The organism is Klebsiella sp. Sb-30 (assembly GCF_057652795.1).
This window is the reverse complement of record NZ_CM172749.1, coordinates 3,329,590-3,352,423: the sequence shown is the minus strand read 5'-3', so window position 1 is coordinate 3,352,423 and position 22,834 is coordinate 3,329,590. Positions and strand designations below refer to the sequence as shown.

Here is a 22,834-nt window from a genome sequence, read left to right as displayed (position 1 = left end):
TTGAAGTTAACAGGCTGGACGCATAAGCGTATGGTAGCCGCGGTCGAACCACATCAGCCCGCGCGGCTCTGGATGTCTGACGATGGCGGCCACTTCACAGAACAAAATGTCGTGGGTGCCGACGCTGACTATCTGGTTGATACGACAATCGAAGCTGACCAGCGCATCCACCAGCCGCGGGCAGCCGGTGAGACCGGTTTGCCATTCGGCGGCAGCGAAACGCTCCGCCATCGGCGTTTTACCACCAAAGACGTTGGAGAGCGACTCCTGGCCAGCCGCCAGGGTGTTGACGCACAGCGCCTGGTGCTGGCGGAAGGTTGGCCACACCGAGGCGGAACGGTTGAGACAGACCAGCAGCGTGGGGGGCGTATCGGTCACGCTACAGACCGCGCTGGCGGTAAATCCGGCCCGACCCGCCGGGCCATCGGTGGTAATGACGTTGACCGCCGCGCCGACCTGGGCCATGGCGTCACGAAAACTCTGTTTATCCGCTACGGACATAGTGGCTCCTTACGCCAGCTGGCAGGCATCATCGAAGGGCAGGCGCGGCAGACGACCATACAGCCGGGTCTCGTCGCCGTAACCGATATTGATCAACAGATTGCTCTTCCAGCCGTTTTCGGCGAAGAACGCCGCATCGACCTTGTCGCGGTCAAATCCCGACATCGGGCCGGTATCCAGGCCAAGGGCGCGGCAGGCGAAAATCAGATATGCCGCCTGCAGAGAGCTGTTGCGAAAGGCGGTCTCTTCCGCCAGCTGTGGGCTGGAGGTGAACCAGCTGCGGGCATCGCCGTGGGGAAACAGCGTCGGCAGACGATCGTAGAAGGCGCGATCCCAGGCCACGATGGCGGTCACCGGCGCGCGCAGGGTTTTTTCGAGGTTGCCGCTGGAGAGCGTCGGGCGCAGCTTCTCCTTTCCTTCCGGCGTGCGGACAAAAAGGATCCGCGCGGGGGAGCAGTTGGCGGAGGTCGGACCCATTTTCATCAGATCGTATATTTCGTGCAGCAGGCTATCGCTGACCGGTTTATCCAGCCAGCCGTTGTGGGTACGGGCGTGAGTAAACAGACTGTCGCGCGCGCTTTGGCTAATGCTTTCGCTCATAGATTCTCCTGATATCAGGCCAGCATGGCGGCCAGACCGTTGCATAAAATAGGGTTGAAGGTGTCGGCATCGGTCACGTTGCAGGCGTGGCCGCCCCAGGCCATCTCGACCCGCTGGCTACCCGGTATCGCCGCTTGTAGCGTGCGCGAGCAGGAAGCAGGAACCAGCAGATCGTCATGGGCGCTGACGATCAGGGTCGGGCATGCCACGGCGGCGGCCCGGCGAGTGAAGTCGGCCTGCTTCAGCGCCTGCAGCCGCTTGAGCAGATTCTCCTTGCCCTGAAAATGGCTGAGCGCAAGCGCATCTTCCGCTTCCAGCCTTGGCATCCGGGCGGCCATCCACTCCGCGGGGTAGAGGAACAAAGGCTGCGCCTCAACCCACGCCTGGGCACCGCCGGCGTGCAGCAGCCGCTCGCGTACCTGAAAACAGCGACGGGTGTGGGGAGACAGGGTTAGCCAGCCGTTGACCAACACCAGGCCGCTGACCGCGTCGGGAAAATCCAACGCCAGCTGCAGGGCGATCAGCGCACCGAGGGCGTGCCCCACCAGGGCAAAGCGGGAGATTCCCGCCGCCTGCAGCGCCTGATTGAGCTCCTGCGCCATGATCGCCATGCTGTAGCCGGCGGGCAGCGGCCCGGCGTTTTCACCGGTGCCGTTCTGATCATAGCTCACCAGCTGATACCGTTGTTCCAGCGCCGCGCGCTGCGGGAGCCAGTAGCTGCCCGCACCGCCTAAACCGGCGCTCAGCACCACCGTCGGTGCGCCCTCAAAGGGGGCCGGGGAGATATTCAGTTTCATGATGCGGTTTTTCCGATATGGGCGACGGTCGCAATCTCAACCAGCGCCTCTGGCTTGACCAGTCCGCACTGGATGCAGAAGCGCGCCGGTTTATCCCCGGGGAAGAACTCGGCATAGACTTCGTTAATCGCGGCGTAGTTTTTCCAGTCGGTGATAAAGATGCTGTTGAACGTCACATCCTCCATGCGGCCACCCGCCGTTTCGATCACCGTTTTGATCGTTTCGAGAACGTGGCGGGTTTGCGCCTTTGGGTCATCGAGATAGACCACGTTATTGTGTTTATCAAACGGCAGCGTACCGGAGACGTAAACCACGCCATCGGCCAGCGTACCGGGGACAAAAGGGGCGATCGGCGTGGTGGTGCCGGGCGGAATAATGACCTGTTTAGGCATAACGTTTCTCCTCCGGGAGAGAGTGCGCGGCGGCCGGGGCCAGCGCATCGCAGAAGCTGGCGACATCGCTGACCCAGCCAAAAAAGGTCTCAATATTGAACAGCGCAGCCTGCTGGGCGAAGGCCGGGCCCGCCTGGTGGGTGGCGTCTTCCAGCACGACGCCGAAATACTCCAGGAAGAAGCCGTCGCGCAGGGTGGACTCCACGCAAACGTTGGTGGCGATACCGGTAAAAATCAGGTGACGGATGCCGCGGCTGCGCAAAATACTGTCCAGTTGCGTGTTGAAAAAGCCGCTGTAGCGCGGTTTCGGCAGCACCACATCACCGGGCAGGGGCTGCAGCTCATCGACCAGCTGATAATCCCAACCGCCTTTAGCCAGCAGCTTGCCCTGCAGCTCAGGACGACGGCGCATGGTCTTCAGGGCGTTAGATTTGTGGTAGTTCGGCGACCCCGGGCCACCGGCTTCCATATACTCCTCGTCCCAGCCGTTCTGGAACCAGACGATCGCCATTCCGGCGGCGCGAGCCGCGGCAACGGCGGTTTTAATGTTGTCGATAACCGGCCGGGTGGTGGAGACGTCAAATCCGGCGAGGTCGAGATACCCTCCCTGGCTGGCATAGGCGTTTTGCATATCGACGACGATCAGCGCGCTGTTTTGCGCCGGGAAGGTCAGGGATTCCGGACGGGCGGAAAGCGTAATCATCAGGCAACCTCGCGGGTAACGGTGGCAATATGGTCGCGGCAGCGCATCAGCGGCTGAATGCGCTCGCCAAAGGCATCGATGCCGGAAAGAAAATCATCAAACGTGAGCAGTACGCCGTCGGTGCCGGGTACGGAGGCGACGTCGTCGAGCATACGGGCGACGCTGGCGTAGGATCCAACCAGCGTGCCCATATTGATATTGACCGCCGAGGTCGGATCGGCCATTTGCCGCACGTTGGTGTCGCTCCCGGAACGGGTGTCTTTCTGGCTTTGTTCGGTGAGCCAGGCCAGCGCTTCGTCATCGGCTCCCGCCTTGTAGTGCTCCCATTTAGCACGAGCCGCTTCGTCGGTTTCATCGGCGATAACCATGAACAGCACATAGGAGCCCACGTCGCGACCGGTCTTTTCCGCCGCCTGCATCATGCGCGCGGCGGTCGGCGCAAAGGCGGTCGGCGTATTGACCCCTTTGCCGAAGCAGAAGTTATAGTCGGCATACTGGGCGGAGAAGGCCATCCCCGCATCGCTCTGTCCGGCGCAGATAACTTTCATCGGCTGCGACGGCTGCGGGCTGACGCGGCAGTCATTCATCGTGAAGTAGTCGCCTTTAAAGTCGCTGCGCCCGGTGCCCCACAGGTCGCGCAGCACCTGGACATATTCGGTGAGATAGTCGTAGCGACGGGCGAAGTAGTCGTCGCCGGGCCAGATGCCCATCTGCTCATATTCTGGTTTTTGCCAGCCGGTCACCAGATTGACGCCAAAGCGGCCGCCGGAGATAGCGTCGATGGTGGAGGCCATACGAGCGACAATGGCCGGCGGCAGCGTGAGCGTCGCGGCGGTGGCGTAGATCTGGATCCGCGAGGTGACCGCCGCCAGGCCGGCCATTAAGGTGAAGGATTCGAGGTTGTGATCCCAGAATTCGGTTTTGCCGCCGAAACCGCGCAGTTTGATCATCGACAGCGCAAAATCAAAGTGGTAATGCTCCGCTTTCTGGACGATCGCTTTATTCAGTTCGAACGTCGGCATGTACTGCGGAGCGTGGGTTGAAATCAGCCAGCCGTTATTACCAATCGGAACGAAGACACCAATTTTCATACGTACCTCTCTGCAATCGTGAAGAAGAAGGCGCGCGGTGCTGCATCCTGCATCTCCTGGGTCACCTCGCCAGAAAGCTAAAGCAAAGGCGATGCCAGTTTTGCAAAAACCAATGTTATTAATGTGTTGCGTATTGGTTGCTGAAAGTGAGCGTGATAAAAGTGGACTGAATGGTCAAAATGAGTGCACGAAAAAACGGCAGTCATGCGCAATTGGAGTGCATAAGGTCGTGCCAGGGGTGGGCTTTTGCTATGCTGATGGCGTTGAAAGAAGGAGATGATGATGGCAGAGGGCGCTGTGAAAAAAACCGGGAAGCGTTCGCAGGCGGTGAGCGCAAAGAAAGAGGCTATCCTGGCCGCTGCGCTGGACGCATTTTCCCAATTTGGTATCCACGGTACGCGGCTTGAGCAGGTTGCAGAGTTGGCCGGGGTATCGAAAACCAATCTACTCTATTACTACCCGTCGAAAGAGGCGCTGTATGTCGCCGTACTGCAGCAGATCCTCACCATCTGGCTGGCGCCGCTGAGGGCGTTTCGCGAAGATATCAGCCCGCTGGTTGCTATCCGCGAATATATTCGCCTTAAGCTGGAGGTGTCGCGCGATTATCCGCAGGCCTCCCGGCTGTTTTGTCTGGAGATGCTACAGGGCGCGCCGCTGCTGATGGGCGAGCTGACCGGCGATCTGAAAGCGCTGGTTGATGAGAAATCGGCGATTGTCTCTGGCTGGGTCGATAGCGGGAAACTGGCGCCGGTCGACCCTCAGCATCTGATCTTCATGATCTGGGCCACCACTCAACATTACGCCGATTTTGCCACGCAGATTGAGGCGGTCACCGGCGCAACGTTACGCGACGAGGCGTTTTTTCAACAAACCGTAGACAACGTCCAGCGGATGATCATTGAAGGAATCCGGGTACGTTAATTGGCGGGGGGAAGCGGGCAGCTCTGGTCGCCATCTTCACACTGCAGCAGCGAAGCAAGGAACGATTCGCGCTCAACGGTTTTGTCTGCCATACACTGGTTAATAAGCATCGGCTGGACGCTGCCGCCTTCGGCGCCGGAAGCGAGGAAGGTGCAGTCGGCGTCGCGCAGCGCTATCCACGCCAGCTGCGCTTTTTTCAGCTGTTCCTGCTGTTTACCCGCCGCGCGCTTCAACGCTTCCTGATAAGTCTGATTCAGCTTGCTATCGGCCGCCTGATATTGCGCGGCCGTACACTGGTTCATCTCAGCCTGATTGCCGGCGTTGGCGCATTCGTCCGCCAGCGCATGTCCGCTTGCCAGCAGAGCTGCGAGGGCAACTAAAGTTCGTTTCATTGGTCCACTCCCATAAAAAAAGCTCCCGTCGGGGAGCTTTAATTAACCACAGCCGGCGTCCGGTGTCATCAGCCGACATGGATACCGGTCGGAACAGACCCTTAGCCGATGGTCATCAGGCTGGCGTTACCGCCTGCCGCCGCGGTATTGACGCTCAGCGAGCGTTCAATGTAGAGGCGTTCCAGCAGCAGGTTGGTTTCACCGCGGGCGAAGCCCTGGACCGAAATAATCGCGCCGTCGCGTGCCGCCACCTGTTCGCACAATTCACGCAGCTGATCGGAGTCGCCGTGGTAGATCACCGCATCGAAAGCCTGAGCGGTCAGCATCTCTGGTTTGGCAAAGTGGAGACGTTCGCTGACCTCGCGCGGCAGCTTTTTCGCCAGCTCACGATGCAGAGCGCTCTCCGGCCACAGGATTTCACAGCCGACCGCGGTGACCGCCGCCAGCTGAATCAGCGCATCCTGCTCGTTATCCGCTACGCACAGTACGCGGTCGCGAGGGATAAAGGTCAGGGTATTGCGCTCGCCGGTCGGGCCCGGCAGCAGACGTTGGGTTCCGGCTTGCGCCAGGTCACGGTACTGCTGGCACAGCGCCTGCAGTTCAGGGCGACCGGCGGCCCACTGCTGCAGCGCGTTCAGCGGTTTTTCCAGCAGGGTTTTCAGCTGCGCATCCAGCGGACGTTCCGCATCCTGGCGGGCAAGGGTGGTCCCCACGGCATTTTGCGGACGGCTGGAGAGCAGGCGATACAGATACAGAGGGCCGCCGGCTTTCGGTCCGGTCCCCGACAGACCTTCGCCGCCAAACGGCTGCACGCCGACCACGGCGCCAACCATATTGCGGTTAACGTACAGGTTGCCGACTTTGGCGCTGCCGGTGACCTGAGCGATGGTCTCATCGATGCGGGTATGGACGCCGAGGGTCAGACCGTAGCCGGAGGCGTTAATCTGCTCGACCAGCTGATCCAGGGCGTTACGGTTATAGCGAACCACGTGCAGCACCGGGCCAAAGACCTCTTTTTTCAGCTCATCAAAGCTCTCGAGCTCGATCAGGGTCGGCGGAATGAAGGTCCCGCTTTGCCACTCACGCGCATCCTCGCTGTTTTCCCGTACCGCCTGGAACACCGTGCGGCCCTTGGCGCGCAGGCTCTGAATATGGCGTTCAATATTCTCTTTCGCTTCGGCATCGATGACCGGACCAATGTCGGTGGTCAGACGGCCAGGGTTGCCCATCCGGCATTCGCCCATCGCGCCGCGCAGCATGGTCAGCGTATGGTCGGCGATCTCTTCCTGCAGGCAGAGTATACGCAGGGCGGAACAGCGCTGCCCGGCGCTATCAAACGCCGAGGCCAGCACGTCGACCACCACTTGCTCGGTGAGGGCGGAGGAGTCGACGATCATGGCGTTCATCCCGCCGGTTTCAGCGATAAGCGGCGTCGGGCGACCCTGTGCATCCAGGCGGCTGGCGATGTTGCGTTGCAGCAACGTGGCGACTTCGGTTGAGCCTGTGAACATCACGCCGCGAACGCGTTCGTCGGTGGTTAGCGCGGCGCCGACGGTTTCCCCGCGGCCCGGCAGCAGCTGAATGACGCCCGGCGGAACGCCGGCTTCCAGCAGAATTGCCACGCCCTGAGCGGCAATCAGCGGCGTCTGTTCGGCGGGTTTCGCCAGTACGCTGTTACCGGCGGCCAGCGCGGCGGCAATCTGACCGGTGAAAATCGCCAGCGGGAAGTTCCACGGACTAATACAAACGACCGGTCCCAGCGGACGGTGGGTTTCATTATCGAAATCGTCGCGCACCTGACCGGCATAGTAGTGGAGGAAATCGACGGCTTCGCGGACTTCGGCGATGGCGTTGCTGAAGGTTTTACCGGCTTCGCGGACCAGAATGCCGATCAGCGTCTGCATCTGATCTTCCATCAGCACCGCCGCGCGTTCAAGGATCGCCGCTCGCTCCTGCGGCGGGGTGGCAAACCAGATAGGCGCGTTATTGACTGCGCTGGTCAGCGCCAGTTCAATCTCTTCCGGGCGGGCTTCACGCACGTGGCCGACGATATCTTTCGGCTCGGCCGGGTTAATTACCGTCTGCAGTTCCCCGGCAATGACCGGATGTTCCAGCGCCGGCAGCGCCTGCCATTTGTGCAATGCGCTGTTTAGCAGAGAGGAGGAGAGGGAGGCCAGACGATGTTCGTTGGCCAGATCCAGGCCCGCGGAGTTGCTGCGGCCTTTGCCGTACAGATCGCGCGGCAGCGGGATCTTCGGATGGGGCAGACCGGCCTGACCCTCCTGCTGAGCCAGTTTTTCCACGGCGCTGACCGGGTCGGCAACCAGCTCATCCAGCGGTAGCGTCGTATCCGCGATACGGTTAACAAAGGAGGTGTTGGCGCCGTTTTCCAGCAGGCGGCGTACCAGGTATGCCAGCAGCGTTTCGTGGGTCCCGACCGGCGCATAAATCCGGCACGGACGGTTCAGTTTCCCGTCGGCAACCTTGCCGACTACCTGTTCGTAGAGCGGTTCACCCATGCCGTGCAGGCACTGGAATTCATACTGGCCCGGATAGTAGTTCTGCCCGGCCAACTGATAAATGGCTGCCAGAGTGTGGGCGTTGTGGGTGGCGAACTGCGGATAGATCAGGCTCGGCACCGCCAGCAGCTTTTTCGCGCAGGCGAGGTAGGAGACGTCGGTATACACTTTGCGGGTATAGACCGGATAGCCTTCGAGGCCGTCCATCTGCGCGCGTTTGATTTCACTATCCCAGTAGGCCCCTTTTACCAGGCGGATCATCAGGCGACGGCGGCTGCGGGTGGCAAGATCGATCAGAGAATCAATGACGAACGGGCAGCGTTTCTGATAGGCCTGAATGACGAAGCCGATCCCGTTCCAGCCGGCCAGCTCCGGTTCAAAGCACAGCTTCTCCAGCAGGTCGAGAGAGATCTCCAGGCGATCGGCCTCTTCGGCATCGATGTTAATCCCGATATCGTACTGACGCGCCAGCAGGGTCAATGATTTCAGGCGCGGATACAGTTCATCCATTACCCGATCGTATTGCGCGCGGCTGTAGCGCGGGTGCAGCGCGGAGAGCTTGATCGAAATCCCCGGGCCTTCATAAATGCCGCGGCCATTAGAGGCTTTGCCGATCGCGTGGATCGCCTGCTGGTAGGAGACCATATAGGCCTGAGCATCGGCGGCGGTGAGCGCCGCTTCGCCCAGCATATCGTAGGAGTAACGGAACCCTTTCTCTTCCAGCTTGCGGGCGTTGGCCAGCGCTTCGGCGATGGTTTCGCCGGTCACGAACTGTTCGCCCATCAAACGCATCGCCATGTCGACGCCTTTGCGAATCAGCGGTTCGCCGCTTTTGCCGATAATCCGGTTCAGCGAGCGCGAAAGGCTGGTTTCGTTGTGGGTTGAGACCAGTTTGCCGGTAAACAGCAGGCCCCAGGTTGCCGCATTGACGAACAGCGAAGGGCTGCGACCGATGTGCGACTGCCAGTTACCGTTGCTGATTTTGTCGCGGATAAGGGCATCGCGGGTGGCTTTGTCCGGAATACGCAGCAGCGCCTCCGCCAGACACATCAGCGCCACCCCTTCCTGTGAAGAGAGCGAAAACTCCTGCAGCAGACTCTGCACCATGCCGGCGCGACCGCTGGCGGTTTTTTGATTACGCAGTTTTTCCGCCAGCTGATAAGCCAGCTTATGCGCCTGGTCTGCCAGCGGCTGCGGCAGGCGCGCCTGCTCCAGCAACATCGGGACGGCGTCGGTTTCTGCCCGGCGGTAGGCGGCGGTAATCGAGGCCCGGGTGACGGACTGCGGCAGAATCTGCTCGGCAAAATCGAGGAAAGGCTGCCACGGTTCATCGACCGGGCTGCTGACGTCATCGCTTTCATTGGCGGCGCCGGCAAGCAGGGCCGGCAGCTCGGGCAGCGTCTCGTCGTTTTCCAGCTTTTCCAGATAGTTGAAAATGGCCTGTTTAATCAGCCAATGCGGCGTGCGGTCAATACGGCTCGCGGCGAACTTGATGCGTTCACGCGTCGCGTCGTCAAGCTTAACACCCATGGTAGTGGTGCCCATGCTTATCACTCCTGTTATGAATCGTTGTTCTTTTTTGCGGTTACGCGAAAATATCCACTATGTTGCAACTTTGTGCAACCTTGTTAATCGTGACCTGTGTAGCAAGCTGAGAAATGAGTGAGTTGTTAATTGAGATGGTGGATGTAACGGGAAATTAACCTTTCTCCATCAGGGTGTTTTTATGCGTCAGTTAACAGTTTTACAAGGTGCAACCAATAAAAACGTGAGAGAGTGCAACCTATAACAAAATGAAGTTTGGTGCGGACAAAAAGTAGTGTAAATGCTGTGTTAAATCGTTTGTGAAATTCCGACGCTTCCGTCAGGATACGGTCGCCCAATACAACCATTGTGCCATTACCCCGTTCCGGTAGTGGAATAAAATGACAAAGCAGGATGTTGTCGACAAAAGAATCTGGAGATTTTACATGGCTATTAGCACCCCCATGTTGGTGACTTTTACTATTTATATATTTGGCATGGTACTGATCGGTTTTATTGCCTGGCGATCGACGAAAAACTTTGATGATTATATTCTCGGCGGCCGCAGTCTCGGGCCATTTGTGACGGCGCTCTCCGCCGGCGCCTCCGATATGAGCGGCTGGCTGCTGATGGGATTACCTGGCGCAATATTTCTCTCCGGTATTTCTGAGAGCTGGATTGCCATTGGTCTGACGCTTGGCGCATGGATTAACTGGAAACTGGTCGCCGGTCGTCTGCGCGTTCATACCGAGGTAAATAATAATGCGCTGACCTTGCCGGATTATTTTACCGGCCGCTTTGAAGATAAAAGCCGTGTGCTGCGTATTATTTCGGCGCTGGTTATTTTGCTGTTCTTCACCATTTATTGTGCCTCCGGGATTGTCGCCGGTGCTCGTCTGTTTGAAAGCACCTTTGGCATGAGCTATGAAACGGCGCTGTGGGCCGGTGCGGCGGCGACGATTGTGTATACCTTCGTCGGCGGATTCCTCGCGGTAAGCTGGACCGATACCGTGCAGGCCAGCCTGATGATTTTCGCGCTGATTCTGACGCCGGTGATGGTGATTATTTCCGTTGGCGGTTTTGGCGAATCGCTGGAAGTGATCAAGCAGAAGAGCATTGAAAACGTCGATATGCTCAAAGGACTGAATTTTGTGGCGATTATTTCGCTGATGGGCTGGGGCCTGGGCTACTTTGGCCAGCCGCATATTCTGGCGCGTTTTATGGCGGCGGATTCCCACCACAGTATCGTTCACGCACGTCGTATCAGCATGACCTGGATGATTCTCTGCCTGGCGGGTGCCGTGGCGGTCGGTTTCTTCGGTATTGCATGGTTCAATAATAACCCGGCGCTGGCCGGCGCGGTGAATCAGAACTCCGAGCGCGTGTTTATCGAACTGGCGCAAATCCTGTTTAACCCGTGGATTGCCGGTATTCTGCTGTCGGCGATTCTGGCGGCGGTAATGTCCACCCTGAGCTGCCAGCTGCTGGTGTGCTCCAGCGCGATTACCGAAGACCTGTATAAAGCGTTTCTGCGTAAAAACGCCGGTCAGAAAGAGCTGGTGTGGGTCGGACGGACGATGGTCCTGGTGGTGGCGCTGATCGCCATTGCGCTGGCGGCAAACCCGAACAACCGTGTGCTGGGTCTGGTGAGCTATGCCTGGGCAGGCTTCGGTGCCGCGTTTGGTCCGGTGGTGCTGTTCTCGGTGATGTGGTCGCGCATGACGCGTAACGGGGCGCTGGCCGGGATGGTGATTGGCGCGCTGACGGTGATTGTCTGGAAACAGTTCGGCTGGCTGGGGCTGTATGAAATCATCCCTGGCTTTATCTTCGGCAGCCTGGGCATCGTGGTCTTCAGCCTGCTGGGCAAAGCCCCGTCGACATCCATGCAGCAACGCTTTGCCGAAGCGGACGCCCATTATCATTCGGCTCCGCCGATACCGGCTACCGCCGAGTAAATTCAGGATCGCTTAATCAAGCCCGCGCTCAGCGGGCTTTTTTGTTGCTGAAAGCAGTTCCGGCGTCCGCCACAGCTCCCCCCTCTTGCTAATTCCATGAAAATACGCTGATATCGGGGGCACAAAAAACAATGAGGATAGCAAAATGACGTTCAGACAGGGTGCGCTGGTGCTGGTGATGGCAGGGCTGCTTGGCGGTTGCGTGGCGCCGGCGAAGAAGCGTCCGCCGACTCCCACGGCAGCGGTATGCCCGGCAGAGAATGCGATGGTGCAGACCACGCTCTATTTCGGTTTAAGCCGGCCGGCGGGTAAAGATATCACCGCCCAGGAGTGGCAGCAGTTTGTTGACCGCGACGTCACGCCGCGTTTTCGCGAGGGGTTAACGGTGTTTGACGCCCGGGGGCAGTGGCTGGGGAATGACGGCAGCGTGGCCCGCGAGCAGAGCAAAGCGCTGATGCTGATTCATGGTAAAGACGGTGGCAGCGAAGAGGGGATTGAGGCGTTACGTCACCTCTATAAATCGCGCTTTGCCCAGGAGTCGGTGATGCGCGTTGACCAGCCGGTCTGCGTTCACTTCTGAAAACAGGGCGGGGAAATTCCCCGCCCTGTCTGTTACAGCACCAGGCCGGCGAAGCTGGCGGAAAGCAGACTGACCAGCGTGGCGCCGTAGACCAGACGCAGGCCGAAGCGGGAGACGATATTCCCCTGCTGTTCGTTCAGTCCTTTAATGGCTCCGGCAATAATGCCGATGGAGGCAAAGTTCGCGAAAGAGACCAGGAAGACCGAGAGGATACCCAGTCCACGCGGGGTCATGCCGGCGGCAATTTTTTGCAGCTCAATCATCGCCACGAACTCATTCGCCACCAGCTTGGTTGCCATAATACTTCCGGCGCTCAACGCATCGCTGAGCGGAATACCAATCAGCCAGGCCAGCGGATAAAAAACGTAGCCGAGAATTTGTTGGAAACTCAGGCCAAATAGCGTGGCAAACAGGGCATTAATGGCGCTGATCAGGGCAATAAAACCAATCAGCATCGCCAGAATAATCATCGCCACTTTAAAGCCGGCAAGAATATATTCCCCGAGCATTTCGAAGAAGCTTTGTGATTCGTGGAGCTTCTCCAGCTTAATCTCTTCTTCGCTACCCGGACGCGTCGGGTTAATAATCGACAGTACAATAAAGGTGCTGAACATATTAAGGATCAGCGCCGCGACCACATATTTTGCATCGAGCATGCTCATATAGGCGCCGACGATGGAGAGCGATACCGTTGACATCGCGGTGGCCGCCATGGTGAACAGCCGGCGTGAGGAGAGGTCGCCGAGCACGCCCTTATAGGCGATAAAGTTCTCCGACTGGCCGAGAATCAGCGAGCTGACGGCGTTGAAGGATTCCAGTTTACCCATGCCGTTGACTTTGGAGAGCAGGGTGCCAATCACACGGATGAAAACAGGCAGAATGCGCCAGTGCTGAAGAATACCGATCAGCGCCGAAATAAAGACAATCGGGCACAGCACGCCAAGGAAAATAAACGCCATTCCTTTTTCGCTCATACCGCCAAATACAAAGTTGGTGCCTTCGGCAGCAAAACCGAGCAACGAAGTGAAAAAGCTTGAGATATTTTTAACTATCCACAGACCGCTTTCGGCATGCAGAAAAAAGAATGCCAGCGCAATTTCAATGATAATTAACTGGATAATATAACGAACACGGATTTTTTGTCGGTCATAGCTGGCAAGCCAGGCAAGGCCGAGAATAACCGCCAGCGCCAGCAGGAAGTGCAAGAATTGTGTCATGTTGTTCTTTTCGCAGGTCAATAAGGCCGCTATTTAGCCACAGCCGGTCAGCCTGGTAAATATCTGTAGCGAAAAAACCGCCGCGCCGGCTGCCTGACCGCGATGAAGACAGATAATCCCCTAAGTAATTATTTTAAAGCGATTAATTTACAACTCGATACCAAACTCTCTACATTTCACTTGTGTTTCTGATTATTGTAATGATAATCACTATCAGAAATATTTACTTATCTTTGCATCCACTGACTGCGATTCACATTGAAGGGTGTCGGCATGTTCGTTCCATTTCTCATTATGTTACGCGAAGGGCTGGAGGCGGCGCTGATTGTCAGCCTGATTGCCAGCTATCTCAAACGCACCCAGCGCGGCAGCTTGATTGGCGTCATGTGGATTGGCGTTATCCTGGCGGCGGCGCTGTGCCTGGGCCTGGGGATCTTCATTAACGAAACGACCGGCGAGTTTCCCCAGCGGGAACAGGAGCTGTTCGAAGGCATCGTGGCACTGGTAGCGGTATGCATCCTGACCTGGATGGTCTTCTGGATGCGCAAAGTCTCGCGCAACGTGAAACAGCAGCTGGAACAGGCGGTGGATAATGCGCTGCAGCGCGGTAATCATCATGGCTGGGCGCTGATCATGATGGTCTTTTTCGCCGTCGCGCGGGAAGGGCTGGAGTCGGTGTTCTTCCTGCTGGCGGCCTTCCAGCAGGATGTGGGGATTTGGCCGCCGCTCGGGGCGATGCTGGGGCTGGCTACCGCGATTGTCCTCGGCTTTCTGCTTTACTGGGGCGGGATCCGCCTCAACCTCGGCGTGTTCTTCAAATGGACCAGTCTGTTCATTCTGCTGGTGGCGGCCGGGCTGGCGGCCGGGGCCATTCGCGCCTTCCATGAGGCCGGTCTGTGGAACCACTTCCAGGACGTGGCGTTTGACCTGAGCGGCGTGCTGTCGACCCACACGCTTTTCGGCACGCTGCTCGAAGGGATCTTCGGTTACCAGGAGGCGCCTACCGTCAGTGAAGTGGCGGTCTACTTTATCTATTTGATTCCGGCGCTGGTGCTGTTTGCGCTGCCGCCGCGTAGCAATACAGCAACCTCGCGCACTGCTCCGCTTAAGTAGGGCGCCGCAGGATTATGGTTACAACATACTTACCGAAAGGGATGATCATGATGATTCATTTTCGCCGTAATGCGCTGCAGCTTGCCGTCGCAGCGTTGTTCAGCTCTGCCTTCTACGCTCAGGCTGCGGATATCCCGCAGGTAAAAGTCACCGTTAACGATAAACAGTGTGAGCCGATGAACGTCACCGTGAAAGCGGGGAAAACGCAGTTCATTATTCAAAACCACAGTCAGAAAGCGCTGGAGTGGGAGATTCTCAAAGGCGTGATGGTCGTTGAAGAGCGCGAGAACATTGCGCCAGGCTTTACGCAAAAGCTGACGGCGAACCTGCAGCCGGGCGAATACGACATGACCTGCGGGCTGCTGACCAACCCGAAAGGCAAGCTGATTGTGACCGGTGCCGCCACCAAAGATGCGGCGAAAGCCGATGCGCTGCTGAGTCTTGGCGAGGCGATTACCGCCTATAAAGCCTACGTTACGGCGGAAACCGCACAGCTGGTTAGCGGCACGAAAGCGTTCACCGACGCGGTGAAGGCGGGAGATATTGAAAAAGCGAAAGCGCTGTATGCTCCGACGCGTCAGCACTACGAGCGCATTGAACCGATCGCGGAGCTGTTCTCCGATCTGGACGGCAGTATTGATGCTCGTGAAGACGATTACGAGAAAAAAGCCGCAGATCCGAAATTCACCGGCTTCCACCGTCTGGAAAAAGCCCTGTTTGGCGACAACAGCGTCAAGGGGATGGAAAAGTATGCCGATCAGCTGAACAGCGATGTGCTTGAACTGCAAAAACGCATCAGCGAACTGGCGTTCCCGCCGTCGAAAGTGGTGGGCGGCGCGGCGGGCCTGATTGAAGAAGTCGCGGCCAGCAAAATCAGCGGTGAAGAAGATCGCTACAGCCACACCGATCTGTGGGACTTCCAGGCGAACATCGACGGCGCGCAGAAGATCGTTGACCTGCTGCGCCCGCAGCTGCAAAAAGAGAACAGCGCGCTGCTGGCGAAAGTTGACGCTAACTTCAAGAAAGTTGACGCTATCCTCAGCAAATACCGCACTAAAGACGGCTTCGAAACGTATGACAAGCTGACGGATGCGGATCGTAATGCGTTAAAAGGGCCGATCACCACGCTGGCGGAAGATCTGGCTCAGTTGCGCGGGATCCTTGGGCTGGACTAAGTCGATGGCAGAACAGAAGCAACTTGATGTGAATGAACCTTCACGTCGTCGATTATTAAAAGGGATCGGCGCGCTTGGCGGCGCGCTGGCTATCACCGGCGGCTGTCCGGTGGCACACGCGGCGAAGGGCAACAGCTCTCCGGGCGTGCTGTCGCCGGACGCGCGTGCCGAAGCGCAGCCTTTTTACGGGCAGCACCAGGCCGGCGTGCTGACGCCGCAGCAGGCATCGATGATGCTGGTGGCCTTTGATGTGCTGGCCAGCGATAAAGCTGACCTGGAGCGCCTGTTTCGCCTGCTGACTCAGCGCATTGCCTTTCTGACCAAAGGGGGGCCGGCGCCGGACACGCCAAATCCGCGTCTGCCGCCGATGGATTCGGGGATCCTCGGCGCGTGGATCTCCCCGGATAACCTGACTGTCACCGTTTCGGTTGGCCATTCGCTGTTTGATGAGCGCTATGGATTAGCGGATAAGGCGCCGAAAAAGCTGCAAAAAATGACCCGCTTCCCCAACGATTCGCTGGATGCGGCGCTCTGTCATGGCGATCTGCTGTTGCAAATCTGTGCCAATACTCAGGATACGGTTATCCATGCGCTGCGCGATGTGATTAAACATACGCCGGACCTGCTCAGCGTCCGCTGGAAGCGCGAAGGGTTTATTTCCGATAGCGCCGCGCGGAGTAAAGGCAAAGAGACGCCGGTTAACCTGCTGGGCTTTAAAGACGGCACCGCGAACCCGGTCAGTACCGATAAGGCGCTGATGGATGAAGTGGTATGGGTGACCTCCGATCAAGGCGAGCCTGCGTGGGCAACCGGCGGCAGCTATCAGGCGGCGCGTATCATCCAGTTCCATGTGGAGTTCTGGGATCGCACCCCGCTGAAAGAGCAGCAGACCATTTTTGGGCGCGATAAGCACAGCGGCGCGCCGCTGGGTATGCAGCATGAGCATGACGTGCCGGATTACAGTCGGGATCCTGATGGCGATATTATCGCGCTGGATAGCCACATTCGTCTGGCGAACCCGCGCACACCGCAGACGCAGTCCAGTCTGATGATGCGTCGCGGCTACAGTTATTCGCTGGGGGTGACCAACTCCGGGCAGCTGGATATGGGACTGCTGTTTGTCTGCTATCAGCATGATCTGGAGAAGGGATTCCTGACGGTGCAAAAACGCCTTAACGGCGAAGCGCTGGAGGAGTACGTCAAACCTATCGGCGGCGGCTACTTCTTTGTGTTACCGGGCGTAATCGACAGCCAGCACTACCTGGCGCAATCTCTGCTCGAAGCCTGACGCACCTGCCCGCAAGGGCAGGGCGTTTCTGCTGTTTTTCCATTCTTTTTTTGTATTTCCTGCCTTGTGTTATTTTTCTGTAATCTATTTGTCGGAAACTCTCCTGAGCTGCGATGAGAATTATTTGTTGTCCGCATGTAAAAAATAAGTTGCATTAAGAATTATTTTTGATGTACTTATTACAGACGCGGTAGTTCCCGGCAGTGATGTCGTTTCACTATGGAGATCGCGAATGCCCGATTGCTGTAACGGAAAATGTAAATCTTCTTACCGTACTCCTCAGCACGGGGGCCACACTTCCGGCCGCGATTCCCACACCTCGAATTTTTCTCCAGTCACCACCAATAACCTAAACCCAGACCGGGTACGCGGTGCGCGTAGCCGTGACCCGTTGTCAATTCGACAGGCAAGCAATGGCTTACAAGGAAGCCAAACCTCAATCGTTCGTGCGCATAATCGCGTCGATATTGACGCGTGTGATGTAAACCAACAACGCAAGGTGCTATCCATGGGAAGACAAAAAGCAGTGACCAAAGCTCGTCGTGAGGCCAAACGTGTGCTGAGACAGGATTCGCGCAGCCATAAGCAACGCGAAGAAGAATCGGTCACATCGCTTGTGCAAATGAGTGGCGTAGAAGCAATTGGCATGGCGCGGGACAGCCGTGATACTTCCCCAATTGAAGCGCGCAATGACGCTCAGGCGCATTATTTGAATGCCATCGACAATAAACAGCTGATTTTTGCCACGGGCGAAGCCGGGTGCGGTAAAACCTGGATTAGCGCAGCAAAAGCCGCTGAAGCCCTGATTCACAAAGATGTGGACAGGATTATTGTTACCCGTCCCGTTCTGCAGGCCGATGAAGATCTCGGCTTCTTACCGGGAGATATCGCCGAGAAGTTTGCTCCCTATTTCCGACCGGTGTACGACGTACTGGTGAGAAGGCTGGGCGCTTCCTTTATGCAATACTGCCTGCGACCGGAAATTGGCAAGGTGGAAATCGCGCCGTTCGCCTATATGCGCGGACGTACATTTGAAAATGCGGTTGTGATTCTGGACGAGGCTCAGAACGTGACCGCTGCGCAAATGAAAATGTTTTTAACCCGCCTCGGGGAAAACGTGACGGTCATCGTGAACGGCGACATTACCCAGTGTGATTTACCCTCTGGCGTGAAGTCCGGGCTGGTCGATGCGCTGGCGCGTTTTGCGGAAGACGACATGATCGGCGTTGTGCGTTTTACCGCCGATGATTGCGTCCGTTCGATGCTTTGCCAGCGAACGTTGAAAGCCTACTACTGATCGCTATCTTGTGTGCAAAGCCCGGGGAAACCCGGGCTTTGTTATCTGGAGCGCAGGGCGTTAGCCGATCGCGCCCAGCGCATCTTCGCTGCCCTGGGTTTTTGGCAGCAGGAACAGGGTGGCGAAAATATCCAGCAGATAGAGCAGGGCCAGCAGGGTGATCGCCGCGGTAAACGACCAGTGGCTGACGAACAGGCCAATCACCAGCGGTCCAAAGCCGCCCACGCCGCGCCCGAGGTTAAACAGCACGTTCTGCGCGGTGGCGCGGACCTGTAGCGGGTAGGTATCAGAGATCAGCGCGCCATAGCCGCCAATCATGCCGTTGACAAACATCCCCATTACCGCTCCGGTAAACAGCATCAGGGTCGGGTCCCGCAGCTGGGCGTAGACGATGACCATCACGACGGCCCCCACCTGGTAAATCAGAAAGATCTTCCAGCGGGCGAAACGGTCTGCCAGCACGCCGAACAGCCAGATGCCGAAGGTCATCCCCACGACGGTGACCGCCGTCCACAGCCCTGATTTGGTGAGCGAAAAGCCAAAACTGGAGGAGAGATAGCTGGGCATCCAGATCATCAGGCCATAGTAGCCAAAATTCTGTACCGAGCAGAGGATGAGGATGCCGATACTGGCCTTCGAGGTGGCGCGGTCGGCAAACAGCATCCTGAGGCGCGCGGTGAACGATATTTCCTGCGCGACGCGGCTATCTTTGGTAAACGCCTCCGGTTCTCCCATCCCGCGGCGGATGGCAAATGAGACCAGCGCCGGCAGAAGGCCAACCAGAAACATCCCGCGCCAGCCGATGATATCCAGCAGGAGAGGGGTGATAAAGGCGGCCAGCAGCACGCCAAGCTGCCAGCCGATACCAACCCACGCCGAGGCGCGGTTGCGCTTATGGGCCGGCCAGACTTCGGCAATCAGCGCCATGCCGATACCGAATTCGCCGCCGAGCCCCATACCCGCAAGGGTGCGATAGGCCAGCAGATCCCAATAGCCCTGGGCAACCGCACAGAGACCGGTAAAGACCGAGAACATCAGGATCGTGAAGGTCAGGACGCGAATGCGGCCCAGACGGTCGCTGAGATGGCCGAAAAAAATCCCGCCCAGTACCGCGCCAATCAGCGTCCAGGTAACGAGGGAACCGGCCTGAGAAGTGGTGAGCGCCAGCGAAACGCTGATTGCCGGCAGCATGAAACCGAGGATCAGCAGGTCAAAGCCATCCATTGCGTAGCCGCTGATCGCCGCGACCATGGCTTTCGCCGGCGTTACGCCGCGTTTGTTAAGTGGAGAAGAGAACGTCATGTCCAGACCTTTGGAATAAAAATGTGCGCTAAGTATAAATTTGTCGGCGGATGCGATCTACTCGGTTGAGGGGCATTGTGGGCTGTTATGATGACATTAACTGTATGTTTTTAATATTTATAACGGAATAAATGACCAGGGTTTTATTTAAAACACTGTCTGTCATGCTTCATGGGGAAAGACTGGTAACGTAATGTGTTGACGACAAAAAACGACGAACGTCGGATTCTGCCTGCGGGGCGGCCAGTCGGGGAGGCATTTATGCCGATTCCGGGAGAAGGACGTATGCCTGTATGTGGGAGTTTTGCTTCGCCTGTAGACAATCTTTCTTGTAGCGGAGTTTGTGCCCTGACATTTCGCTTAACCATTTATTAAGCGGCTTTTCTTTGTCATTTAATCCGGCGGTGCGCTGGCGTATCAGGTTGAGCCGCTCTTCATCGAAACGCGCCCACGCTTCGGCGCGTCGTCGCCGCCCAGCACTTTCCCCAGCAGCCTTTTGCTGGTGACGCTGTTGGTAAGAGGGCGCAGGCGAAAGTCGATAAAGACGACGGGAATACCGATCGCCGCAAGCAGATCCAGCACGCGGCTCTCTTTCAGTTTTCCCCGTACGCCAAAATCGAAGACGTTCAGATCCGGCTGCATCTGAACGGCGCGCTCGACGCTGAAACCAGTGAGATATGCATTTTCAAGCATCGGCAGCTGTTTTAGCTGGGGGGATTTTGCAAGATAAAGCGAGTCAAGGTCCGGCGCTTTGATTTTGAGGGGATTATCCCAGGCAATCAGCTGCGCAAAAGGATTATCCGGATGCACAATCTGTCATGCCTGAATGGCCCTGGCATCCGCCAGGATGACTCTTTTTGCCGGTTGCTGGAGGGGCACTTCTCTTCCGACAATATCCATCGCCGTGACGGGAGATGCCTGTAAATTTGCTGCCGACAGTAAAAGTAGCCAGCCTAATACCAGCCGCCAGAAAAGTTTCTGCCTCATTTTATCCAATCCGTCTGTCCGCAGCCGTGAGACAACCCGGCCAGTTTGGCTGGAGCGTAAAACAACCTTCCGTTCAAAAAAAAGTTTACATTGCTATGTATTGCTAACTATTATCATTTCGTTTCTCATAATTCAAATCATTCGCAACACAAATAATTGATAATTAATATATTTATTTTACAGGGGATCTTCTCATGTCTGGTCACTTCCGGCTCTCGCTGCTTGCTAGCGCTATTGTTTTAGCGTTCCCGGCCTGGGCTGCTGATAAAAATGATAACTCTTCATCAACCGATCGTACGGATACCCTGACGGTCGTGGGCAACTGGCTTGATTCGCCGGATTACAGTACGGTAGTGCTCGATCATCCCGGCGCAAGGACCATCGTGACGGAGCAGCAGGTTAAAGAAAAAGGCGGCGAGACGATTTCAGAAGCGCTGCGCGGTATTCCCGGGGTTCAGGTTCAGGAGAATAACGGCACCGGCGGGAGCGATGTGTCACTGAACGTCGGCGTGCGCGGCCTGACATCGCGCCTTTCGCCTCGCTCAACCATCATGATGGACGGCGTACCGCTTTCTGTCGCGCCTTACGGCCAGCCGCAGCTGTCAATGGCTCCGCTGTCAATGGGGAACATTCAGTCCATTGACGTCATCCGCGGCGGCAGCGCCGTTCGTTACGGGCCGCAGAACGTCGGCGGAGTGATCAACTTTGTCTCGAAGGATATTCCGGAAACGTTCGGCGGTGCGGTGAGCGCGCAAACGGAAGGGGCCTCACACGGCGGATTAAAAACGCTGACCAGCGCTTCCGTTGGCGGCACGGCGGAGAACGGTCTGGGGGCGGAGCTGCTGTACTCGGGCTTGCACGGGCAGGGATACCGGGAAAATAATGACAATACCGATATTGACGATTTTATGCTGAAAACGCGTTATCGTTTCACTCCGCAGGACGAACTGACCGGTAACTTCCATTATTATAACGCCTCCGCGGGTATGCCCGGCGGCCTGACGAAAGAGCAGTACCAGCAAAATCCCTTCCAGTCAGTGCGCCCGTTCGATCAGTTTGCCGGACGCCGCCAGGATATGTCTTTCAAATATCGCCATCAGGAAGAGGATAGCCAGTTTGAAGTGCTGACCTATTTCACCAAAAGTTTCCGCACCAGCGATATTCAGACCAACGGCTCCGGGGCTCTGGAAGGGCAGAGTCGTCTGGCTGCCGCCCCTCGCCACTACACCACCTGGGCCATCGAACCAACCTATTCGCATCTGTTCCGCTTCTGGGATATGGCCCATGAAGTCACCCTTGGCTATCGCTATCTGAACGAGACATCGGATGAAAAAGGATATCGGTCCAACTGGTACGATCCGACGACCACGACCTCTGCCCCGAATTCTAAAGAAAACTATTATCAGCATACCTCCGGCGGTACGGAAGCTAACGCGTTTTATATTGATGATGCCGTCAACGTTGGTAACTGGACGATTACCCCGGGGCTGCGTTATGAAAGCATCCGCACGCATGTGAATGACGCTTTTGCCGATATTGCGCGTGAAAAATCGTACAGTGAACCGCTGCCATCGATCAACGTGATGTATCACCTGTCCGATAGCTGGAAGCTATTTGCTAATGCCAATACCTCTTTCGGCAGCTTGCAGTATTTCCAGCTCACCCGCGGAGGGAATCACGGGCAGCCGGCTCCGGGCCTGCAGCCGGAAAAGGCGCGCACCTATGAAGTCGGTACCCGCTATGACGACTCCTTACTCAAAGCGGAGCTGACGGCTTTCTACATTGATTTTGATAATCAGCTGCAGTACATCAACAACACCATCGGCTGGACCACGCTGGGCGCCACCAAACATCAAGGCGTCGAGCTGGCTCTGAACTACGATCTCAGCGAACTGACGCACAGCCTGGATGGGGTCAGCCTCTATTCCACCTATACCTATACCCGCGCCGTATCCGTCAGCGGCGAGTTTTCGGGTAAAGATCTGCCCTTCTATTCCCGCCAGGTACTGACGGTGGGTTCCCGCTACGCGACGGGCAACTGGGTGTGGAACGTCGATGGCTATTCGCAATCCCGCCAGCATTCTCCGGGATCTTCTGCTGCCGGGAATGGCTATATCACCCAAGAGAGCGATGATGGTCAGTACGGTAATATTGCCGGCTATATGGTGTGGAATATGCGCGGCGAATATGACATGGGGCCGTCGTGGTCAAATCTGAAACTGGGCGCCGGGGTTAAAAACCTTTTCGATCAGCGCTACTACACGCGTTCAACGGATAATAACTACGGCAAATATGTCGGCGAGCCGCGAACCTTCTTTGTTCAGGCGTCGCTGGCGTTCTAAACGTGTGACGCTTCGCGGGGCAGGGATGCACCGCGAAGCGGTCAGGTCAGAGAGCGGGGGTTTGGCGGAGGAGCGATAAGGCCATACCTCCGGCTGGCTGCGCCAGCTGTCGACCCCCGGTCGGGGTTTCTCATCCCC

The 22,834-nt window shown here is 57.2% G+C and carries 20 protein-coding genes; 8 read left to right on the top strand and 12 right to left on the bottom strand.

The annotated features are described in order from the left end of the window. Positions 1 to 6: 6 nt before the first annotated feature. Genes rutF through rutA form a run of 6 tightly spaced genes read right to left on the bottom strand, consistent with a single transcriptional unit; the run spans position 7 to position 4,084 of the window. A complete protein-coding gene (rutF, locus tag AC236I_RS15700) occupies positions 7 to 501 on the bottom strand; it encodes an NADH-dependent FMN reductase RutF (RefSeq protein WP_004860416.1) in 495 nt (164 codons plus the stop codon). A gap of 9 nt (positions 502 to 510) precedes the next feature. Then, on the bottom strand, positions 511 to 1,101 hold the full coding sequence (locus AC236I_RS15695) for a malonic semialdehyde reductase (RefSeq protein WP_004860419.1): 591 nt from the start codon (positions 1,099 to 1,101) through the stop codon (positions 511 to 513). A gap of 14 nt (positions 1,102 to 1,115) precedes the next feature. Next, complete coding sequence (gene rutD / locus AC236I_RS15690) at positions 1,116 to 1,901, bottom strand: pyrimidine utilization protein D (protein WP_032717671.1); 786 nt, start codon at positions 1,899 to 1,901, stop codon at positions 1,116 to 1,118. Further along, positions 1,895 to 2,290, bottom strand: coding sequence for a pyrimidine utilization protein C (gene rutC, locus AC236I_RS15685; protein ID WP_004860423.1), 396 nt, complete (start codon positions 2,288 to 2,290; stop codon positions 1,895 to 1,897). Before rutC ends, rutD begins: the two co-directional genes overlap by 7 nt. Further along, positions 2,283 to 2,993 (bottom strand): pyrimidine utilization protein B, encoded by a 711-nt coding sequence (gene rutB, locus AC236I_RS15680; RefSeq protein ID WP_004860425.1) that lies wholly within the window; start codon positions 2,991 to 2,993, stop codon positions 2,283 to 2,285. The genes rutC and rutB overlap by 8 nt, the downstream gene beginning before the upstream one ends. Further along, positions 2,993 to 4,084, bottom strand: a complete 1,092-nt coding sequence (gene rutA, locus AC236I_RS15675; protein WP_004860426.1) for a pyrimidine utilization protein A — start codon at positions 4,082 to 4,084, stop codon at positions 2,993 to 2,995. Before rutA ends, rutB begins: the two co-directional genes overlap by 1 nt. A 282-nt stretch (positions 4,085 to 4,366) precedes the next feature. Here rutA and rutR point away from each other — a divergent pair, with 282 nt between their 5' ends. Beyond that, on the top strand, positions 4,367 to 5,005 hold the full coding sequence (gene rutR / locus AC236I_RS15670) for an HTH-type transcriptional regulator RutR (protein ID WP_004860428.1): 639 nt from the start codon (positions 4,367 to 4,369) through the stop codon (positions 5,003 to 5,005). On the opposite strand, the gene AC236I_RS15665 is transcribed toward rutR, so the two are convergent. Further along, on the bottom strand, positions 5,002 to 5,397 hold the full coding sequence (locus AC236I_RS15665; RefSeq protein ID WP_004860430.1) for a lysozyme inhibitor LprI family protein: 396 nt from the start codon (positions 5,395 to 5,397) through the stop codon (positions 5,002 to 5,004). The two genes, rutR and AC236I_RS15665, sit on opposite strands and share 4 nt — an antisense overlap. Before the next feature lie 101 nt (positions 5,398 to 5,498). Then, positions 5,499 to 9,461 carry a trifunctional transcriptional regulator/proline dehydrogenase/L-glutamate gamma-semialdehyde dehydrogenase gene (gene putA / locus AC236I_RS15660; protein ID WP_004860432.1) on the bottom strand — a complete coding sequence of 1,321 codons (3,963 nt, stop codon included), beginning with the start codon at positions 9,459 to 9,461 and terminating at the stop codon, positions 5,499 to 5,501. Between the two features lie 425 nt (positions 9,462 to 9,886). On the opposite strand from putA, the gene putP reads away from it, so the two are divergent. Beyond that, entirely contained in the window at positions 9,887 to 11,395 is a 1,509-nt protein-coding gene (gene putP, locus AC236I_RS15655; protein ID WP_015584668.1) for a sodium/proline symporter PutP, read from the top strand. 145 nt (positions 11,396 to 11,540) lie between these two features. Beyond that, on the top strand, positions 11,541 to 11,975 hold the full coding sequence (locus AC236I_RS15650) for a DUF3574 domain-containing protein (protein WP_004860436.1): 435 nt from the start codon (positions 11,541 to 11,543) through the stop codon (positions 11,973 to 11,975). A 32-nt stretch (positions 11,976 to 12,007) separates the two neighbouring features. On the opposite strand, the gene AC236I_RS15645 is transcribed toward AC236I_RS15650, so the two are convergent. Further along, positions 12,008 to 13,192: a NupC/NupG family nucleoside CNT transporter gene (locus tag AC236I_RS15645; RefSeq protein ID WP_004860438.1), complete on the bottom strand. Its 1,185-nt coding sequence runs from the start codon at positions 13,190 to 13,192 to the stop codon at positions 12,008 to 12,010. A gap of 273 nt (positions 13,193 to 13,465) precedes the next feature. Between AC236I_RS15645 and efeU the strand changes: the two genes are divergently transcribed. From efeU to phoH, 4 genes are all read left to right on the top strand, one after another. Continuing rightward, positions 13,466 to 14,305, top strand: a complete 840-nt coding sequence (efeU, locus tag AC236I_RS15640) for an iron uptake transporter permease EfeU (protein ID WP_004860440.1) — start codon at positions 13,466 to 13,468, stop codon at positions 14,303 to 14,305. Positions 14,306 to 14,352: 47 nt separating this feature from the next. Continuing rightward, entirely contained in the window at positions 14,353 to 15,480 is a 1,128-nt protein-coding gene (gene efeO, locus AC236I_RS15635) for an iron uptake system protein EfeO (protein ID WP_143722685.1), read from the top strand. A gap of 4 nt (positions 15,481 to 15,484) precedes the next feature. Then, positions 15,485 to 16,768, top strand: a complete 1,284-nt coding sequence (gene efeB / locus AC236I_RS15630) for an iron uptake transporter deferrochelatase/peroxidase subunit (protein WP_032717675.1) — start codon at positions 15,485 to 15,487, stop codon at positions 16,766 to 16,768. 508 nt (positions 16,769 to 17,276) lie between these two features. Further along, complete coding sequence (gene phoH / locus AC236I_RS15625) at positions 17,277 to 18,065, top strand: phosphate starvation-inducible protein PhoH (RefSeq protein ID WP_015584664.1); 789 nt, start codon at positions 17,277 to 17,279, stop codon at positions 18,063 to 18,065. Positions 18,066 to 18,125: 60 nt separating this feature from the next. Here phoH and AC236I_RS15620 read toward each other — a convergent pair whose 3' ends face one another. From AC236I_RS15620 to AC236I_RS15610, 3 genes are all read right to left on the bottom strand, one after another. Further along, entirely contained in the window at positions 18,126 to 19,367 is a 1,242-nt protein-coding gene (locus tag AC236I_RS15620) for an MFS transporter (protein WP_015584663.1), read from the bottom strand. A gap of 417 nt (positions 19,368 to 19,784) precedes the next feature. Continuing rightward, complete coding sequence (locus tag AC236I_RS15615; RefSeq protein WP_052626773.1) at positions 19,785 to 20,177, bottom strand: TroA family protein; 393 nt, start codon at positions 20,175 to 20,177, stop codon at positions 19,785 to 19,787. Positions 20,178 to 20,183: 6 nt separating this feature from the next. Beyond that, positions 20,184 to 20,354 (bottom strand): hypothetical protein, encoded by a 171-nt coding sequence (locus AC236I_RS15610; protein ID WP_162769257.1) that lies wholly within the window; start codon positions 20,352 to 20,354, stop codon positions 20,184 to 20,186. 194 nt (positions 20,355 to 20,548) lie between these two features. Here AC236I_RS15610 and AC236I_RS15605 point away from each other — a divergent pair, with 194 nt between their 5' ends. Then, on the top strand, positions 20,549 to 22,696 hold the full coding sequence (locus AC236I_RS15605; RefSeq protein WP_004860455.1) for a TonB-dependent receptor family protein: 2,148 nt from the start codon (positions 20,549 to 20,551) through the stop codon (positions 22,694 to 22,696). Positions 22,697 to 22,834: the final 138 nt, after the last annotated feature.

Excerpts from the sequence above, each read along its gene's own strand:
- phoH (WP_015584664.1), top strand. The coding sequence starts at position 17,277 with ATGGGAAGACAAAAAGCAGTGACCAAAGCTCGTCGTGAGGCCAAACGT.
- AC236I_RS15665 (WP_004860430.1), bottom strand. The coding sequence starts at position 5,397 with ATGAAACGAACTTTAGTTGCCCTCGCAGCTCTGCTGGCAAGCGGACAT.
- rutC (WP_004860423.1), bottom strand. The coding sequence starts at position 2,290 with ATGCCTAAACAGGTCATTATTCCGCCCGGCACCACCACGCCGATCGCC.
- AC236I_RS15610 (WP_162769257.1), bottom strand. The coding sequence starts at position 20,354 with ATGAGGCAGAAACTTTTCTGGCGGCTGGTATTAGGCTGGCTACTTTTA.
- efeU (WP_004860440.1), top strand. The coding sequence starts at position 13,466 with ATGTTCGTTCCATTTCTCATTATGTTACGCGAAGGGCTGGAGGCGGCG.
- AC236I_RS15695 (WP_004860419.1), bottom strand. The coding sequence starts at position 1,101 with ATGAGCGAAAGCATTAGCCAAAGCGCGCGCGACAGTCTGTTTACTCAC.
- rutB (WP_004860425.1), bottom strand. The coding sequence starts at position 2,993 with ATGATTACGCTTTCCGCCCGTCCGGAATCCCTGACCTTCCCGGCGCAA.
- efeB (WP_032717675.1), top strand. The coding sequence starts at position 15,485 with ATGGCAGAACAGAAGCAACTTGATGTGAATGAACCTTCACGTCGTCGA.
- rutR (WP_004860428.1), top strand. The coding sequence starts at position 4,367 with ATGGCAGAGGGCGCTGTGAAAAAAACCGGGAAGCGTTCGCAGGCGGTG.
- AC236I_RS15650 (WP_004860436.1), top strand. The coding sequence starts at position 11,541 with ATGACGTTCAGACAGGGTGCGCTGGTGCTGGTGATGGCAGGGCTGCTT.
- AC236I_RS15620 (WP_015584663.1), bottom strand. The coding sequence starts at position 19,367 with ATGACGTTCTCTTCTCCACTTAACAAACGCGGCGTAACGCCGGCGAAA.
- AC236I_RS15605 (WP_004860455.1), top strand. The coding sequence starts at position 20,549 with ATGTCTGGTCACTTCCGGCTCTCGCTGCTTGCTAGCGCTATTGTTTTA.
- rutF (WP_004860416.1), bottom strand. The coding sequence starts at position 501 with ATGTCCGTAGCGGATAAACAGAGTTTTCGTGACGCCATGGCCCAGGTC.
- AC236I_RS15645 (WP_004860438.1), bottom strand. The coding sequence starts at position 13,192 with ATGACACAATTCTTGCACTTCCTGCTGGCGCTGGCGGTTATTCTCGGC.
- rutA (WP_004860426.1), bottom strand. The coding sequence starts at position 4,084 with ATGAAAATTGGTGTCTTCGTTCCGATTGGTAATAACGGCTGGCTGATT.
- putA (WP_004860432.1), bottom strand. The coding sequence starts at position 9,461 with ATGGGCACCACTACCATGGGTGTTAAGCTTGACGACGCGACGCGTGAA.
- putP (WP_015584668.1), top strand. The coding sequence starts at position 9,887 with ATGGCTATTAGCACCCCCATGTTGGTGACTTTTACTATTTATATATTT.
- efeO (WP_143722685.1), top strand. The coding sequence starts at position 14,353 with ATGATGATTCATTTTCGCCGTAATGCGCTGCAGCTTGCCGTCGCAGCG.